Genomic DNA, 16,761 nt, shown 5'->3' with positions numbered 1-16,761 from the left:
GGCTCGAACGCGATGCCCGCCGGCCGGGCTCCATCCGCCCGGCCGGCGCCTCCTCCGATCGGAGGATGTCGCATGCTACGGTTGTGTTAGGTTCGCCGGCATTGATCATTCAGTGCCATTTTGAGCCATGCACGGATCGCAAAAGCTGCCAGATCTCGTCGAGTCCATCTACGATGCCGGGCTCGATCCCTCGCTGTGGAATAACGCGGTGGCCGGCATCCGGGATTTCGTCGGGGGCCAGGCCTGCGGGCTGTTCTCGAAGGATTCGATCAGCAAATCCGGTGTCACGCATTACTATTGCGGAGCGGACCCGCACTACATCCAGCTCTATGCCGAGACCCATTCGAAGTTCGATCCGCTGACTGTTCTGCCGCCACACGGCAAGATTGTGAGCATTCCGGATCTCGTCAATTTCGAAGAGTACCGGCGCGGCCGCTTCTATCAGGAATGGATGCAGCCGCAGGGGTGCAGCGATGCGGCCAATGTCGTGCTCGAGATATCGAATGCGAGCTGCCCGGTGATGATGACCGTGCTGTCGGGCCGCCGCATGGTCGATCGGGGCATGAAGCAGCGCCTCTCGCTGCTGGTGCCGCACGCCAGCCGCGCGCTGCTGATCAACCGCGCCATGACCGCGCAACTGACGCTGGCGACGGCACTGGCTGACGTGCTCGACAGTTTGACGGTCGGGATCTTCCTGCTCGATGGCTTCTGCCGCCTGGTGCATGCGAATTCGGCCGGTCAGGTCCTGCTCGCGGCCGATGATATGGTCCGGTCCGTTGCCGGGCAACTCGTGACCGGCAGCGCTGAAGCCAATCAGATCCTGCGCAAGGCGTTTGCGGACCATCGCGACGGTGCAGTGCGTGCCGCAGGCGGCCATGCGATTCCACTGTTGTCCGCCACCGGCGAGCGTTACGTCGCTCACATGCTGCCGTTGTCGTCCCTGCTGCGCAACGGCAGCGAGCGCGTGGCCGACGCCGCCGGTGCGCTGCTTGTGCGCAAGGTATCGCTCGGCGGACAGTCCTGTGGCGAATTGATCGCGCGGACTTTCGAGCTGACGCCGGCGGAGCTTCGCGTGTTCCTGTCGATCGTCGACGTCGGCGGCATCCCCGAGACGGCGGCAGCGCTCGGTATCGCAGAGACGACTGCTAAAACGCATCTGCATCGCGTCTTTGCCAAGACCGGCGTGTCCCGGCAGGTCGATCTCGTCAAGCTCGCCGCGGGTTTTGCCAATCCGCTCGTCCACTGAAGCTCGCCGTCGGCGTTGAACCTTTTTCTCCCGCGACAGACTCACAGGAGCCGCCGGGCACGAAGAAATCCGCAAATCTTCGAATTTGACCATTGGCTCTTCCGATGCCCCGACTTCCAAGACATTCCGACCTGATCGAGAGCATCTATGATGCCGGGCTCCACCCTGAGTTGTGGACCGAGGTCGTCGTCATGCTCAATGCCTTCATCGGCAGTCAGGCCTGCGGCCTGATTTCGAAGGATACGGTCAGCAAGTCCGGGGCGACCCATTATTATTGCGGGGTCGATCCGCACTACATCCAGCTCTATTCAGAAACCTACTCCCGGTACGATCCACTCGCCCGGCTTCCTGGGTATGGCGAGGTGCGCAACATCCCGGACCTCGTGAATTTCGACGAGTACCGCCGGGGGCGATTCTACCAGGAATGGCTGCAGCCCCAGGGCTGCGTCGACGTCGCCAACGTGGTGCTGGAGCAATCGAAGTCGCCGTGCCCGATGTTGCTGACCGTCATCCCGGGCAGGGAGATGCTCGATGCCGAGCAGCGCGCGCGAATGCAGTTCCTGGTCCCGCATGCGAGCCGGGCGCTGATGATCAACCGCGCGATCGAGCGGAAGCAGCAACGCGCGACCGCACTGGCCGACGTCGTGGATCGCCTGAATGCCGGCGTCATCCTGCTCGATGCAGCCTGTCGGATCGTCCACAGCAATCCGGCGGCCGAGACGATCCTGGCCGCAGACGATGTCCTGCGCTCCATCTCGGGCCGGCTGGTGACGAGATCCTCCGAGGCCAATCTGGCCCTTCGCAATATCTTCCGCGATCCGGGAGAGGTGGCTCTGGCTGCGGCCGAAGGTCGAAAGATCCCTCTGACGTCGCACGACGGTTCGCACTACGTCGTGCACGTGATTGCACTGCCCTCGCTGCTCCGCGATGGTGCGACCGAGCGCACCTTGGCCGTCGGAGCCTTGCTGGTCTGGAAGGCGGAACTCGACAGCCGCTCATGTGCCGGCCTGATCGACCGCACGTTCGAACTGACGCCCGCGGAACTGAGGGTTCTGCAATCGATCGTCGAGGTCGGCGGTGTGCCGGAGACCGCGGCCGCCCTCGGGATCGCCGAGACCACGGTGAGGACGCATCTGCACCGTGTATTTGCCAAGACCGGCGTGTCCCGTCAGGCCGATCTGGTCAAGCTTGCGGCGGGATTTTCCAATCCGCTTCTGCACTGACGCGCACGCGCCTCGCGTCGCTCTTCGCGGCAGCACGCGGATAGGTTCAAACAGAGACATCATTAGAAAGTTATCGCGCGTCATTCGATCGAATGACGCGTTTTTTTGCGTTTCCTTCTACAGACGCGTCACACGATTTCTTGTTCGACGTATCAGACTTCTTTGTGAAGCAACTCACAGCAGGCTGGGGTGAATCTCACCATTCTCGCGCACAGGTTGAGAGGAAGTCGTCATGCGAAAGACGTCACTTGCGATGGCCGACAGGTTCCGCGACATCGTCGCTCGCGTCGGCGCCGTTTTCCGTGAGCAGCGCAAGATCGACGCGCAGCGCGCATTGCAACGCTATCACCACTTGCTGGCCCAGCCCGGCGAAGCATTGCCTTTGAACGAAATCATTCCGGTCAGCAAGCAAGAGGATGTTTCAGGAAATGCCCACGGATCTGATGCGCGCGAGCACGCCGCCGGCGAGCCCGCCTACGAGCGCGCTTAATTTCAACATCGTCGCGATCGCGCTGACCGCGGCGCTCGTCGCTCTTCAACTGGTCGGGCTGGCGCTTCTGGAACGATCCCACGCTCATGCGATGCAAATGTCGTTTTCGAGCGAGGCGGCCGCATGCACCGAGAGCCCGGATGCTGTCGTTCCGCAGATCCCCTATGATTGACCGGAGGACGGTCCGTGCCTGACGTCGACTCTGATTCTGCTTAGCGTTGCCGTATTCGCCGGCGCCTTCGTATCAGGACTCTCGGGTTTCGCGTTTTCGGCCGTCGCGGGCGCGATCCTGCTGCGGGTATTTCAGCCGCTCGAAGCCGTGCCGTTGATGATGGCGTGCAGCATCGGCGTGCAGGCGACCAATCTGTGGGCGCTCCGGCGCAGCATCCGCTGGGAAGGCAGTCTGCTGCTGATCGTCGGCGGATTGATCGGTGTGCCCATCGCGGTGTCGCTGTTGCAGAGCGCGGATACGCATCTGCTCAGGCGCGGCTTCGGCATCATCGTCGCGCTCTATGCGGCCTATATGCTGCTGCGGCCGACGCTGGTGACGGCAGGCGAGGCGGTCGGCCGGCACTGGGTGGCGCTGATCGGATTCGGAGGAGGGCTCGTCGGCGGACTCACCGCGATGCCGGGCGCGATCCCGACGATCTGGTGCGACATGCGCGGCATGCCCAAGAGCGAGCAGCGCGGCCTGGTGCAGCCCTTCATCGCGGCAATGCAGCTGTTTGCCATCGCACTGTTGGTCGGGCATCAGGACCTGTCGTCAAAGGTCTTCGTCGACCTTGCCGTCAGCCTGCCGGCGTTGTTCGCCGGCTCGGCGCTCGGCGTGATCGCTTTCCACCGGGTCAACGAGACGGTCTTTCGCAAGACCGTGCTCGTTCTGTTGCTCGTGTCGGGGATATCCCTGATTTAGTGTCCTTGGACTTCGTGAAGTCCTTGGACCGGCGCCGCGCTGATGTCGCTGCCGTGATGCACCAGCGGCTTGTTACCGGTCACGGTCCGCAGCAGCACATAGAACACCGGCGTCAGGAACAGGCCGAAAACGGTGACGCCGATCATGCCGGAGAACACGGCCACGCCCATGGCTCGCCGCATCTCCGAGCCCGCGCCGGTCGACAGCACCAGCGGCAGTACGCCCATGATGAAGGCCATCGACGTCATCAGGATCGGGCGAAGCCTTAAGCGGCTCGCCTCGATCGCGGCGCGGATCGGCGTGCGCCCGGCGAATTCGAGCTCACGCGCGAACTCGACGATCAGGATCGCGTTCTTGGCCGAGAGTCCCACGAGAACGATCAGGCCGATCTGGGTGAAGACGTTGTTGTCGCCCTTGGAGATCCAGACGCCGAACATGGCGGCAAGCAGGCCCATCGGCACGATCATGATGATCGAAAGCGGCAGGGTCAGGCTCTCGTAGAGCGCGGCCAGCACCAGGAACACCAGCAGGATCGCCAGCGGAAACACCCAGAGACCGGAATTGCCCGCGATGAACTCCTGATAGGTCAGGTCGGTCCACTCGAAGGCAAAGCCGGGTGGCAACGTCTCCGCCGCGATCCGGGTTGCTGCCTCCTGCGCCTGGCCCGACGAGAAGCCGGGCGCGGCGGCGGCGTTGATGTCGGACGACAGGAATCCGTTGTAGCGGATTGCGCGCTCCGGTCCCGCGCTCTGGCGGATATTGAGCAGCGCCGACAACGGCACCATGTCGCCCGAGGACGAGCGCACCTTCAACTGCCTGATGTCATCGGCGCGTGCACGGAACGGCGCGTCGGCCTGCACATAGACCGAATAGGTGCGGCCGAACTTGTTGAAGTCGTTGACGTAGTAGGACCCCAGATAAATCTGCAGCGTGTTGAACACCTCAGTCACCGGCACGCCAAGCTGCAGCGCCTTGGTGCGGTCGATGTCGGCGAAGAGCTGGGGCACGTTGACCTGGAAGCTCGAGAACACGCCGGCGATCTCCGGCGCCTTCTGCATCGCCGCCATGAACGCTTTCGTCGCTTCGTTCAGCGCCTCATAGCCGAGGCCGGCACGGTCCTCGATCTGGAGCTTGAAGCCGCCGATGGTGCCGAGGCCGTTGACCGGCGGCGGCGGGAACATGGCGATGAAGGCCTCCTGGATGCCGGCATATTTCTTGTTCAGGTCGGCCGCGATGGCATTCCCGCTCAGGGCCGGGCCCTTGCGCTCGTCGAATGGCTTCAGCGTCGAGAACACGATGCCGGCATTGGACGAGTTGGTGAATCCGGAGATCGACAGGCCGGGGAAGGCCACGGAGCTCTCGACGCCAGGCTGGGTCAGCGCGACGTCGCTCATCTTGCGGATGACCTCTTCGGTGCGGTCGAGCGTTGCGCCATCGGGCAGGCGCGCAAAGCCGACCAGATATTGCTTGTCCTGGCCCGGCACGAAGCCGCTCGGCACCTGCTGGAACAAGAGGGCGGTGAGGCCGACCAGGACCACGTAGAGCCCCATCACCGCGGCCTTGCCCGAGATCACCTTGGTGACGGTGCCGCTGTAATTGTCCGAGGAGCGCGTGAAGGCCTTGTTGAAGCCGCGGAAGAACCAGCCAAGGCTCTTTTCCATGACGAGCGTCAGCCGGTCCTTCGGCTCGTTGTGTCCCTTGAGCAGCAGCGCCGACAGCGCCGGCGACAGCGTCAGCGAGTTGACCGCCGAGATCACGGTCGAGATCGCGATCGTCAGTGCGAACTGCTTGTAGAACTGCCCGGTGAGGCCGGAGATGAAGGCCAGCGGCACGAACACCGCGATCAGCACCATGGCGATGGCGATGATCGGACCCGACACCTCGCGCATGGCCTGATAGGTGGCGTCGCGCGGCGACAGCCCGGCCTCGATGTTGCGCTCGACATTCTCGACCACGACGATGGCGTCGTCGACGACGATGCCGATCGCGAGCACGAGACCGAACAGGCTGAGCGCGTTGATGGAGAAGCCGAACACGTGCATCACCGCGAACGTGCCGACGATCGACACCGGCACGGCCAGCAGCGGGATGATCGAGGCCCGCCAGGTCTGGAGGAACAGGATCACCACCAGCACCACCAGCGCGATCGCTTCGAGTAGCGTGTGGATGACGGCCTCGATCGAGGAGCGTACGAACTGGGTGGGGTCGTAGACGATCTGGTAGGACACGCCTTCCGGCATGTTCTTCTTGATCTCGGCCATGGTGGCGCGGACGTTGTCGGAAATCTGCAGCGCATTGGAGCCCGGCGCCTGGAAGATCGGAATCGCGACCGCCTGCTTGTTGTCGAGCAGCGAGCGCAGGCCATATTGCGAGGCGCCGAGCTCGATCCGCGCGACGTCGCGCAACCGCACGACCTCGCCGCGCGTGCCGGTCTTGACCACGATGTCGCCGAACTGCTCTTCGCTGGACAGCCGGCCTTCCGCATTGACGGACAGTTGCAGGTCGATGCCCTGCACGTTCGGGGAGGAGCCGACGACTCCGGCGGCGGCCTCGACGTTCTGCGCCTGGATCGATTTGACGATGTCGCTCGCAGTCAGGCCGTGCTCGGCCGCCTTCTGCGGATCAACCCAGACCCGCATCGAATAGTCGCCGGCGCCGTAGAGCTGGACGTCGCCGACACCGTCGATCCGCGCGAGCCGGTCCTTGACGTTGAGCACCGCGTAGTTGCGCAAATACGTCATGTCGTAGCGGCCGTTCGGCGACAAGAGATGCACGACCATGGTGAGGTCGGGCGAGGACTTCTTGGTGACGATGCCGAGCTGGCGCACCACGGCCGGCAGGCGCGGCTCGGCTTGCTGCACGCGGTTCTGCACCAGCTGCGTCGCCTTGTCGGGGTCGGTGCCGAGCCGGAACGTCACCGTCAGCGTCATCGCGCCGTCGGTGGTCGCCTGGCTCGACATGTAGAGCATGTTCTCGACGCCGTTGATCTGCTCCTCGATCGGGGTCGCTACCGTCTCCGCGATCACCTTGGGATTGGCGCCGGGATAGGTGGCGCGCACCAGGACCGATGGCGGCACCACGTCCGGATATTCCGAGATCGGCATCGCGAACAGCGAGATCAGGCCGGCAAGGAAAATCAGGACCGACAGCACGCCGGCAAAAATCGGACGATCGATGAAGAACTTTGAGAGATTCATGGCTTTGCCCTGGGCAGTATCCTGCGTGTCTCCGCCAACTCACCCCGTCATTCCGGGGCGCGCGCTCAGCGCGCGAACCCGGAATTCGGAGGTGAGATGGATCGGAGTTTCCAAACTGCTGGATTCCGGGTTCGCGCTACGCGCGCCCCGGAATGACAGAGAACACTAGCGTTGCACGACGTCCTGGTTGCTGTGGTTCGAAGCCTGCTGCCCACGCGCGCCCATCGCTGCGACCTCCGTCTTGAGGAGGGCGCCGGGACGCACGCGCTGCAAGCCGTTGACGACGATACGATCGCCGGACTTCAGGCCCGAGGTGACGATGCGAAGCCCGTCGACGGCGCTGCCGAGCGTGATCGGACGGTAGACCGCGCGGCTGTCGTCGCCGACCGCCATCACGAACTTCTTGTCCTGATCGGTGCCGATCGCGCGCTCATCGATCATGACCAGCGTCTGCTGCTTCGGCTGGCCCATGCGCACGCGGGCGAACTGGCCGGGGATCAGACGCCCGTCCTCGTTCCGGAATACCGCGCGCACCCGGATGGTGCCGCTCTGGCCGTTGACCTGGTTGTCGATGAGCTGGATGTGGCCTTTTGCCGAGAGGCCGCCGGAGGTCGCCATCTCAACCGGGATCTGGTCGAGCTTGCCGCGTCCGCCCTTGGCGTCCGCGATCGAGTTCAGCGCACGCAGCACGACCTCTTCGTCCGCATCGAATGACGCATAGATCGGATTGACCGAGACCAGCGAGGTCAGTACCGGGGAGGCGGTGCCCGCAGCGACGAGATTGCCGACGGTGATCTCGATCTTGCCGACGCGACCGTCCACGGGCGCGCGCACCTCGGTGTAGTCGAGATTGAGCTTTGCGGTCTGGAGCGTTGCCTCGGCCGCCTTCACGCTGGCGATCGCTTCGCGGTTGGCGTTCTCGCGCTGGTCGAAATCGCGGCGTGTCACGACGGCGTTGCCGACCAGCTGCGCGCCGCGTTCGACCTCGCTGGTGGTGAACACCACGCGCGCCTTTGCGGCCTCGAGTTGGGCGTTGGCCTTGTCGACCTCGGCGGCGTAAGGCGCCGGATCGATCTTGAACAGCACGTCGCCAGCCTTAACCAGCGCGCCTTCGGTGAAGTTGGTGGAAAGGATCGCACCGGCAACGCGCGGGCGGAGCTCGACACGGTTGATGGCTTCCAACCGGCCGGAGAAGTCGTCCCACAGCGCCGTCTGCCGCGGCTCGATCATGGCGACGGTGACGGGCACCGCCTGTTCAGCCGCGGCGGCGGTTGCGGTTGCCTGGGCGGAACGAAGATAGTGGCCGGTCGCGATCGTACCGGCTACGGCGAGGGCGCCCACGATGGCGACGCCGCCAAGAAGGCGGCCAAGGCGGCCGGCGCGGGAGGTATTTTGGGAGGGGGGCATTTGCGCGCTCCAGATATGTAGTGTTCACTACAGATGTGGAGCTGGATGTCGCAGTGCAAGATACTTATGTACCATTCACTAAGAAAAATGTACGCCGATACCGCGACGATTGGAAGACACAAGAAAAAGAAAGCCAGAACAAATAGATAGGACCGGCGTTAAGTTGATACAGGCCGCCGATTCCGAGGAGACAGGCACATGCGCATGGGACGCCCCCGCGAATTCAACGCCGAAACGGCGTTGGACCAGGCGATGGAAGTGTTTTGGCGCCATGGCTATGAGGGCGCCACGATCGCGCAGCTGACCGAGGCCATGGGCATCAATCCGCCCAGCCTCTATGCCTGTTTCGGCAACAAGGAAGGTCTGCTGAAGGCTGCGCTCGATCGCTACACCAAGCTGCGCGGCGTCTGGATGGACGAGGTGGTGGCCGCGTCCACCGCCCGCGACGTCGCCGAACGGATGCTGATGGGCATCGCCGAGAAGCAGACCGATCCCGCCAATCCGCCCGGCTGCCTGCTCGTGCAGGGCGGCATCGCCTGCGGCACCGGCTCCGAAAACGTCCCGTTCGAGCTCGCCGCCCGCCGCGCCCAGAACGAGGACCAACTCCGGGACCGTTTTGTCCGTGCCAAGGCCGATGGCGATCTCAAGGAGAGCGCCGATCCCGCCGCGCTCGCGCGCTACGTCTCGGCCGTCGCGGTCGGCATGGGCGTGATGGCATCCTCGGGCGCAGATCGCGAAGCGCTGCGGCAGGTGGCGAGCGTCGCCGTGCAGGCGGTCGAGGCGCAGTCGGCCGACCGAACGTGATGGCCGTAAGCGCCGCCCGCGTCATCCCGCAGCTTATGCAGACAGCGCCGGCGGCGGCACGAAGCCGCCGAACTCGCGTTCGATCAGGTCGGCCAGCGCAATCGTCGTACGATCCTCCAGATAGGGCCCGATGATCTGGACGCCGACCGGGAGACCCGTCGCTGTGCGCTCGATCGGAACGGCGGTTGCCGGCAAACCGCAGGTCGACGCGGGGTCGGCCCAGATGAAGCACGCATCGGAGTAGTTGTAGAGCTTGCCATCGATGTCGAGCTGCCGTGCGTCGAACGGTTCGGAATGGTCATGCGGAAAGGCCGGCACGGCGGCGGCCGGGTAGATCACGGCGTCGAACTCACGGAATAGCTGCTGCCACCGTCGTTGCAGCTGCAAGCGCGCCGCATCGGTCGCGAGCCATTCGCGATGGATCATGCCCCAGCCGCGGGCGCGCTCGGCCTGCAGGCTGCGGTCGTCGGGGGAGAGTGCGGCGGCAGCTTCTTGCGCCTCGGCGAGGGCGATCGCTGTCAGGCGCGGGCTTCGCGCGGCGTTGAGCAGCTTCATGTAGAGCCGCGCAGACTCGGCGAGATCGGGCAGCAGCGTGCTCGAGCGTCCCACCTGCGCGCCCGAACTGCCGAGCCGCTCGGCCAATCGTCCAATGGCTGAACGCACGGCCTCGCCCGTCGGCATCAACGGGTGCGTGTCGACCACGAGGATCCTGAAATCCCCGAGATGATCATGGCGCGGGGCGGGCAGCGCAAGCCGATAGCCGATCCCGTCGCGCGTCTCGTCCGGGCCGGCAATCACGTCGAGCGCCAGCGCGAGGTCCGAGGCTGTGCGCGCCATCGGCCCAACGACCGCGAGATCGCCCTGGCCGGGGACGGGCGGTGCCGGCGGCAGGCCATATCCGCGCAGCGGGACCAGGCCGAGGCTTGGCTTGTGGCCGAACACGCCGCAGAAATGCGAGGGGACCCGGATCGAGCCGCCGATATCCGAGCCGATCGAGAGTGGACCGAAGCCAGCAGCCAGTGCCGCGCCCGATCCGCCCGAGGAGCCGCCGGGCGACCGGCCGAGGTCCCACGGGTTGTTGGTCGTCCCATAGATCTCATTGTAGCTCTGGAAATCCCTGAGGCCGATCGGGATGTTGGTCTTGCCGATGACGATGGCGCCGGCCGCCTTCAACCGCGAGACGACGAGGGCATCCTCCACCGGCTGGAAGTCCCTGAAATGCGGAAAGCCCCAATTCGTCGGCAGGCCGGCGACGTTGAACGGCTCTTTCATGGTCACGGGGATGCCGAGCAATGGCTGCCGCTCGCCGCGGCCAAGCGCGGCATCGGCAGCGCGCGCGGCCGCTCTCGCGCGATCGAAATCGCGCACGATGATCGCGTTGATCCGCCCGTCCAACGCCTCGATGCGCGCGATGGTGTGCTCGAGCAATTCCAACGCAGATATCTTGCGCGCGTGCAGGGCGCTCGCCAGTGCTCTGATCGAGCCGTAGGTCAAGTCAGCAGCATCTGCGGTCATCACGAACTCCAATGTATCTCATCGCGGTGTCGACGCTACCCCGCTGCAGATCGCTCGGGGCACCGAACATGCGATTTTGAAAGGGGGATGAGGAGGCGGCGCAACGGACATCAGATCTGCTTGCCGGGGGCACCGATGCGGAAGCTGGGCTTCGAAGCAGCTATGCCTTCCGACCCGTTAACGGACCGGCGCGCTGGCGGGATTCCCAATCGGCCATCAGGCGAGTCAGCGCCTGCTTTGCCCGACGTGTCAAACGTCCGCGCGGGCAGGCCTCGGCGACGTGCGGCGCGAAATTCTTCAATGATTTGTACTTTGCATGGGGTTGTTTTCGCGTTTTTTGTTTGGGCGTCCCCCGGGCCAGGGCATCAGCCGTCAAAGGCCGTCTCGATACGGGCGCTCCTAAGAATTCTTACACACAGTTCTGGCACGCTCCCGCGCGTCAAGTTCCGCAACCTGCATCGTCGCGTCTCATTGCGCGCACGAAAAGATGGGGCCCGCGGAGATCAAAGGGGCGTTGCTCATGATTGCATTTGCTTCGGACGCCGGTTGCGCGAAGCGGGGGATCGTGCCGATCCTGCTGTGCGTCGTGCCGTTCAGCCAAATTCCGCTCGATGCCTATACGCCCGGCCTGCCGCAGATGGTGGTGGATCTCGCCGCCGATCCCGCCTCGATGCAGAACACCGTCACCGCCTACATGCTCGGCATGAGTCTGGCGCTGGTGCCGGTCGGCATCGCCTCCGACACGCTGGGCCGCCGCAACGTCCTGCTCGCAGGCCTGTCGGTGCTGATCGCGATGAGCATCGCCTGCGCGCTCGCCACCAGCGCCTCGCTGCTGCTCGGCTTGCGTTTCCTGCAAGGGATCGGCGGCTGCACCTGCCTTGTCGTGGCCTATGCGGTTGCGGCCGATTGCTATCGCGGCCGTGAGCTCACGGCGATCTCCGGCCTGCTTGGCGCGGCCTGGGGGCTCGCGCCGGTGCTAGCGCCCGCGGCCGGCGGCTTCATCGTCGAGTTGACGTCATGGCGTGGTGTCTTCGTCATCATTGCGATTGCTGCGGTCATCGTTTATGCGATCGTCGTGTTTCTTCTGCCCAAGACGTTGCCGGCCGAGCGGCGCGCGCCGTTCGATCCGCGCCGCACCGCGGGTATCTTGCGCGAGGCGGTGGTCCGCCCTGGCTTCCTGGCTTTCGTGCTGGTGTTCGCTGCGGCCGCGAGCGCGCAGCTGGCATTCGGCGTCGTCGCACCGTTCTTCTACCAGACCGGCCTCGGTTACTCGGCGGCGATCTACGGCCTCGTCGCGCTCGGCCTTGGCGGGGTCAACCTCGCCGGCGAGCTCGGCTGCGCGCATTTTGCGCGCTTCATGCCGGCCCGCATGCTGGGCTTCGGCGCCTTCGCGCTGTTTCTCGCCGGCTCCGCGGTGCTGACCGTGACAGGCATGGCCGTCGGTCTCGATTTCGCGTCGATCACGATCGGCGGCGCGCTGGTGCTCGGCGGCTGCGGCGTGCTGTGTCCGATGATGTACGGCATGGCGCTCGGCCTGTTCGAACGCGACCACGGCCTGATCGGCGGCCTCATCAGCGCGCTCTGCTATCTCGCCGTGAGCGGCGCCATGGCGATCGCGGCGGTGTTGCCTGAAGCAACGCAGGCGCCGATCGGATGGCTCTATCTCGGCCTCTGCGCCATCGCGGGCACGCTGCTCGCGATCTCCTTGCCGTCAGTGCGCCAGCCAAACAGTCTTAAGGAAGGGACCCAATCATGACCACGGTCGGTATTCGCGGCACGTTCTTCGACTTCGTCGACGATCCATGGAAGCACGTCGGCAACGAGCAGGCCGCCGCGCGCTTTCATCACGACGGCCTCATGATCGTCACGGACGGCGTCATCAAGGCATTCGGTCCTTACGAGACGATCGCCGCCCGCCATCCGGGCGTTGAGATCACCCGTATCAAGGACCGGATCATCGTCCCCGGCTTCATCGACGGCCACATCCATCTGCCGCAGACCCGCGTGCTCGGGGCCTATGGCGAGCAGCTGTTGCCGTGGCTGCAGAAATGGGTCTATCCGGAAGAGCTCAAATACCGGGATCGCAACTACGCGCGCGAGGGCGTCAAGCGTTTCCTCGACGCGCTGCTGGCCTCCGGCACTACCACCTGCCAGGCCTTCACGAGCTCCTCGCCAGTTTCAACCGAGGAACTGTTCGAGGAAGCGGCCCGCCGCAACATGCGCGTCATCGCGGGCCTCACCGGCATCGATCGCAACGCGCCAGCCGATTTCATCGATACGCCGGAGAATTTCTATCGCGACAGCAAGCGGCTGATCGCAGAGTATCACAACAAGGGCCGCAACCTCTACGCCATCACGCCGCGTTTCGCCTTCGGCGCTTCGCCGGAATTGCTCAAAGCCTGTCAGCGCCTCAAGCACGAGCATCCGGACTGCTGGGTCAATACCCACATCTCCGAGAACCCGGCTGAATGCAGTGGCGTGCTGGTCGAGCACCCGGACTGCCAGGACTATCTTGGCGTCTACGAGAAGTTCGACCTGGTCGGGCCGAAATTCTCCGGCGGCCACGGCGTCTATCTCTCCAACAACGAATTCCGGCGCATGTCGAAGAAGGGCGCGGCGGTGGTGTTCTGCCCGTGCTCTAACTTGTTCCTCGGCAGTGGCCTGTTTCGCCTCGGCCGCGCCACTGATCCGGAGCATCGCGTGAAGATGTCGTTCGGCACCGATGTCGGCGGCGGCAATCGCTTCTCGATGATCTCCGTGCTCGACGACGCCTACAAGGTCGGCATGTGCAACAACACGCTGCTCGACGGCAGCATCGATCCCACGCGGAAGGACCTCGCGGAGGCCGAGCGCAACAAGCTCTCGCCCTATCGCGGCTTCTGGTCGATCACGCTCGGCGGCGCCGGGGGCCTCTACATCGACGACAAGCTCGGCAATTTCGAGCCCGGCAAGGAAGCTGATTTCGTCGCGCTTGATCCGAATGGCGGGCAGATCGCGCAAGCGTGGCACCAATCGCTGATCGCCGAGGGCGCCGGCCCGCGCACGATGGACGAGGCCGCGAGCATGCTGTTCGCGGTGATGATGGTCGGCGACGATCGCTGCGTCGACGAGACCTGGGTGATGGGCAAGCGGCTCTACAAGAAGAGCTGAAGCCGCCGCGATGAGCACATCTCCCGACACAGCCGGCAAGCCGGTCGCCCTCGTCATCCAGCGCCGCATCGCTGATGACGGCTTTGCCGCGTTCGCGCGGTGGAACGGCGAGGTGGGCGAGGCGCTCAAGGCCTGGCCCGGTTTCCTGGGGCAGGAGGTGGTGCCGCCACAGCCGCCGGCGCATGTCGACTGGGTGACGATCCTGCGCTTCGCCAGCCCGGCCGCCGCGCGCGCCTGGCTCCAGAGCGAGGTGCGGGCGAAGCTGATCGGAGAGGTGCAGCGCTTCTTCGTCGGTTCGGAGGATGTTCATATCCTGCCCGACACCGGCGTCCAGCGCGACAGCGCGGTGTCGGCCGTCATCTCCTTCAAGGTGCCGGATGGCCTGGAGGACGCGTTTCTGAAATGGCAGCAGCGCATCCAGGCTGCCGAGGCCGAGTTCAAGGGGTTCTTGCGCCACAAGATCGAGCGGCCGATTCCGGGCTTGCGCGACGAATGGATCGTCATCCTGTCGTTCGACAGCGATGCCAACCTCAATGCATGGCTGGGCTCGCCCGTCCGGCAGACCCTGCTGAAGGAGGGCGAGCGCTTTAACGCGGGCATGAACGTGAAGCGCGCAAGCTACGGCTTCAAATTTTGGTTTCCCGCCGGCAAAGCCCAGGCGCCGGAGCAGGGCCCGGCCCTGATCTGGAAGAGCAACCTCATCGTCCTCTTGGTGCTCTATCCCGTGGTCTATCTCTGGGGCACTTTCATCAGCCGACCGCTGATCGACAGTCATGGCGTGCCGATCTGGCTGTCGCTGTTCGTCGGCAATCTCGTCAGCACCCAGTTGCTCGGCTGGTGGCTGGTGCCCGCCGCCTTCAAGGCACTCGACTGGTGGGTCGCGCCGAAGGCGGCGATCAGTCGCCAAATCGCGGGCTACGCACTTCTTGCCGCACTCTACGCCGCGTCGATGGGGCTGTACGCGCTGTTGCTCGCGTGGCATTGGGGACGGTGAGACCGTTCACCGTACCGTCGCGGAGAGGGGCGGTCGCTGGACATCGACGACCATGTTTGCCCTGACATTCCTCGGCACCTCGGCGAGCGTTCCTTCCGCGGAGCGCAACCATCCGGCCCTGCTGATCGAGGCCGCCGGACATCGCATGCTGGTCGATTGCGGCGAGGGCACGCAGCGCCAGTTACTGCGCAGTGGCGCAGGTTTTCGACGGCTCGACCGCATTCTGCTGACGCATGCGCATCTCGATCATGTGCTCGGCATCCCCGGCCTGTTCTCGACGCTGCGCTTGCGGCAGAGCGCCGAGGTGATGATGGTTCATGGCGGTCCAGCGACGCTCGAGACGGTCATTCAGATGCTGGCCGGCTTGTGGGGTGCGGGCAGGGCGCCGCTTCCGGTGGAGTTCGCCTCGTTGGCCGCAGGACGGTTCGTTGACGCCGGCGACTTCACCATCGACTGTTTTCCGGTCCGCCATCGCGACACCGACAGTTTTGGATTCGTCTTCCAAAGCCCCGCTCGCCGCCACCTTCAGCCAAATCTGCTGGCGGCGCTGGACGTTCCCGACGGTCCCTTGCGCGGCGAGTTGGCCGCAGGCCGGGCGGTCGTGATCGACGGCGATCGAACGATCGATCCGGAAGATGTCCTGGGACCGCCGAGCGGCGGCAGGAACCTTGTCGTGATCGGCGACACCGAAACCACCGAGGGGCTGGCGCAACACGTCGTCGACGCCGACATGTTGGTGATCGAGGCAACGTTCCTCGATCGTGACGCCTCGACCGCGCGGGATTACGGCCATCTCACCGCGGCAGAAGCGGCGTCGTTTGCGGCAGCGCGCAATGTGAAGCAGCTCGTGCTGACCCATATGTCGGGACGCTATGAGGACGAAGAGATTCTCGCCGAGGCGGCGAGGATCTTTCCGAACACCCGGATCGCCGCCGACTTCGATCACATCGTGGTCTAGCCGTCGCTACGAAACATCGCCAGTCGCGGTCTCGTCCGGCGCTACAGACCGGCGGCAACACCGAGGCGGCCGATGCCCGGCAGCTTGACGGCGGGCCGGCGGATGTCGAGGCCGAGCACGGCGCCGAAGAAGTTGATCTCGAGGCCTTCGACCCAGCCGAGGGTCAGGCCGAGATAGCCGAAGAGCGAGGCATAGAAGCCGGTGCGCGAGGCGGTCAGCCCAATCCATTCCCCGGAATAGGGATAATCCTTGCCGATCGCGGTCGGTGGCAGAACCGCGCGAAGTTCCGGCACGGCATCAAGAGCGGCTTGAACGAAGGTGTTTGAATTCGGTCCCGGCCAGGCGCTGTAGTCGCCGTAGGTTCGAAACTTGTAGGTCTCGATCACAGTCCGAATCCTGGGAATGAGGAGCTCGGCCCGTGACCCATCTACCGCGACGACGGTTTCCGGCAGGGCGCCGAACCACCTTCCATCGGGAGCGAAGCCGTTGCTCCGGATCGGTTCGCCCCAGGCGGTGTAGTCGTATCGGCTGTAGCTGGTCGCATCCTTTTCCTTGACGACGATCCACGTGTGGACGGCGAAGATGCTTCGCCACCGGACCGTTCGGGCCGCATAAACCCGGATCAGGGCATCGGGATGGGAAGAAGCCGGCGGCAGCAGGCCTGCGCTGGAACGGTCAGCCGTCTGCCAATTGCCGCGGCCATCTCCAAGCCAATAGTACCGTGCGGCCGATAGGCCGATCGGCACGAACAGGAGCAGGAAGAAAATGAGCACGGCTCTTCGCAAGGGGAAATCGGGTTTCGGAAGGAAGCCTTGACGATATAGGTCGCGAAAGCGTTTTCACAATGATCTTCGGATGCAGATC

At 64.6% G+C, this 16,761-nt stretch carries 13 protein-coding genes; 9 read left to right on the top strand and 4 right to left on the bottom strand.

Going from position 1 to position 16,761, the window contains the following annotated elements:
- Positions 1–127: 127 nt before the first annotated feature.
- From GGD61_RS32580 to GGD61_RS32565, 4 genes are all read left to right on the top strand, one after another.
- Positions 128–1,246: a helix-turn-helix transcriptional regulator gene (locus GGD61_RS32580; RefSeq protein WP_092252540.1), complete on the top strand. Its 1,119-nt coding sequence runs from the start codon at positions 128–130 to the stop codon at positions 1,244–1,246.
- A 104-nt stretch (positions 1,247–1,350) separates the two neighbouring features.
- On the top strand, positions 1,351–2,469 hold the full coding sequence (locus GGD61_RS32575) for a helix-turn-helix transcriptional regulator (RefSeq protein WP_183231884.1): 1,119 nt from the start codon (positions 1,351–1,353) through the stop codon (positions 2,467–2,469).
- A gap of 232 nt (positions 2,470–2,701) precedes the next feature.
- Entirely contained in the window at positions 2,702–2,959 is a 258-nt protein-coding gene (locus tag GGD61_RS32570; RefSeq protein ID WP_183231883.1) for a hypothetical protein, read from the top strand.
- Positions 2,960–3,149: 190 nt separating this feature from the next.
- Complete coding sequence (locus GGD61_RS32565; protein ID WP_183231891.1) at positions 3,150–3,872, top strand: sulfite exporter TauE/SafE family protein; 723 nt, start codon at positions 3,150–3,152, stop codon at positions 3,870–3,872.
- Here the strand turns inward: GGD61_RS32565 and GGD61_RS32560 are convergent.
- Complete coding sequence (locus GGD61_RS32560) at positions 3,869–7,069, bottom strand: efflux RND transporter permease subunit (protein WP_183231882.1); 3,201 nt, start codon at positions 7,067–7,069, stop codon at positions 3,869–3,871. The genes GGD61_RS32565 and GGD61_RS32560 overlap by 4 nt on opposite strands.
- Positions 7,070–7,234: 165 nt before the next feature.
- Positions 7,235–8,476, bottom strand: a complete 1,242-nt coding sequence (locus GGD61_RS32555; RefSeq protein ID WP_018319797.1) for an efflux RND transporter periplasmic adaptor subunit — start codon at positions 8,474–8,476, stop codon at positions 7,235–7,237.
- A 198-nt stretch (positions 8,477–8,674) separates the two neighbouring features.
- Here GGD61_RS32555 and GGD61_RS32550 point away from each other — a divergent pair, with 198 nt between their 5' ends.
- Entirely contained in the window at positions 8,675–9,280 is a 606-nt protein-coding gene (locus GGD61_RS32550) for a TetR/AcrR family transcriptional regulator (protein WP_028145193.1), read from the top strand.
- Positions 9,281–9,313: 33 nt separating this feature from the next.
- Here GGD61_RS32550 and GGD61_RS32545 read toward each other — a convergent pair whose 3' ends face one another.
- The gene (locus GGD61_RS32545; RefSeq protein WP_183231881.1) at positions 9,314–10,795 is read right to left on the bottom strand and encodes an amidase; all 1,482 of its coding nucleotides are present in this window, start codon (positions 10,793–10,795) and stop codon (positions 9,314–9,316) included.
- A gap of 520 nt (positions 10,796–11,315) precedes the next feature.
- Here GGD61_RS32545 and GGD61_RS32540 point away from each other — a divergent pair.
- Genes GGD61_RS32540 through rnz form a run of 4 tightly spaced genes read left to right on the top strand, consistent with a single transcriptional unit; the run spans position 11,316 to position 15,897 of the window.
- Positions 11,316–12,551 carry a multidrug effflux MFS transporter gene (locus GGD61_RS32540; RefSeq protein ID WP_183231880.1) on the top strand — a complete coding sequence of 412 codons (1,236 nt, stop codon included), beginning with the start codon at positions 11,316–11,318 and terminating at the stop codon, positions 12,549–12,551.
- Positions 12,548–13,945, top strand: coding sequence for a guanine deaminase (gene guaD / locus GGD61_RS32535; RefSeq protein ID WP_183231879.1), 1,398 nt, complete (start codon positions 12,548–12,550; stop codon positions 13,943–13,945). The genes GGD61_RS32540 and guaD overlap by 4 nt, the downstream gene beginning before the upstream one ends.
- A gap of 10 nt (positions 13,946–13,955) precedes the next feature.
- On the top strand, positions 13,956–14,939 hold the full coding sequence (locus GGD61_RS32530; protein ID WP_183231878.1) for an antibiotic biosynthesis monooxygenase: 984 nt from the start codon (positions 13,956–13,958) through the stop codon (positions 14,937–14,939).
- A gap of 52 nt (positions 14,940–14,991) precedes the next feature.
- Positions 14,992–15,897, top strand: coding sequence for a ribonuclease Z (rnz, locus tag GGD61_RS32525; RefSeq protein WP_183231877.1), 906 nt, complete (start codon positions 14,992–14,994; stop codon positions 15,895–15,897).
- Positions 15,898–15,938: 41 nt separating this feature from the next.
- On the opposite strand, the gene GGD61_RS32520 is transcribed toward rnz, so the two are convergent.
- A complete protein-coding gene (locus GGD61_RS32520) occupies positions 15,939–16,670 on the bottom strand; it encodes a DUF3750 domain-containing protein (RefSeq protein ID WP_018319804.1) in 732 nt (243 codons plus the stop codon).
- Positions 16,671–16,761: the final 91 nt, after the last annotated feature.

Source organism: Bradyrhizobium sp. SBR1B (genome assembly GCF_014198205.1).
Lineage (GTDB): Bacteria > Pseudomonadota > Alphaproteobacteria > Rhizobiales > Xanthobacteraceae > Bradyrhizobium.
Note: the sequence above shows the minus strand (reverse complement) of the source record. Positions and strands in the feature narration are given on the sequence as shown.

Bases quoted from the DNA above. Each gene is read 5' to 3' on its own strand.
- GGD61_RS32580 (WP_092252540.1), top strand. From the start codon at position 128: ATGCACGGATCGCAAAAGCTGCCAGATCTCGTCGAGTCCATCTACGAT.
- GGD61_RS32575 (WP_183231884.1), top strand. From the start codon at position 1,351: ATGCCCCGACTTCCAAGACATTCCGACCTGATCGAGAGCATCTATGAT.
- GGD61_RS32570 (WP_183231883.1), top strand. From the start codon at position 2,702: ATGCGAAAGACGTCACTTGCGATGGCCGACAGGTTCCGCGACATCGTC.
- GGD61_RS32560 (WP_183231882.1), bottom strand. From the start codon at position 7,069: ATGAATCTCTCAAAGTTCTTCATCGATCGTCCGATTTTTGCCGGCGTG.
- GGD61_RS32555 (WP_018319797.1), bottom strand. From the start codon at position 8,476: ATGCCCCCCTCCCAAAATACCTCCCGCGCCGGCCGCCTTGGCCGCCTT.
- GGD61_RS32550 (WP_028145193.1), top strand. From the start codon at position 8,675: ATGCGCATGGGACGCCCCCGCGAATTCAACGCCGAAACGGCGTTGGAC.
- GGD61_RS32545 (WP_183231881.1), bottom strand. From the start codon at position 10,795: ATGACCGCAGATGCTGCTGACTTGACCTACGGCTCGATCAGAGCACTG.
- GGD61_RS32540 (WP_183231880.1), top strand. From the start codon at position 11,316: ATGATTGCATTTGCTTCGGACGCCGGTTGCGCGAAGCGGGGGATCGTG.
- guaD (WP_183231879.1), top strand. From the start codon at position 12,548: ATGACCACGGTCGGTATTCGCGGCACGTTCTTCGACTTCGTCGACGAT.
- GGD61_RS32530 (WP_183231878.1), top strand. From the start codon at position 13,956: ATGAGCACATCTCCCGACACAGCCGGCAAGCCGGTCGCCCTCGTCATC.
- rnz (WP_183231877.1), top strand. From the start codon at position 14,992: ATGTTTGCCCTGACATTCCTCGGCACCTCGGCGAGCGTTCCTTCCGCG.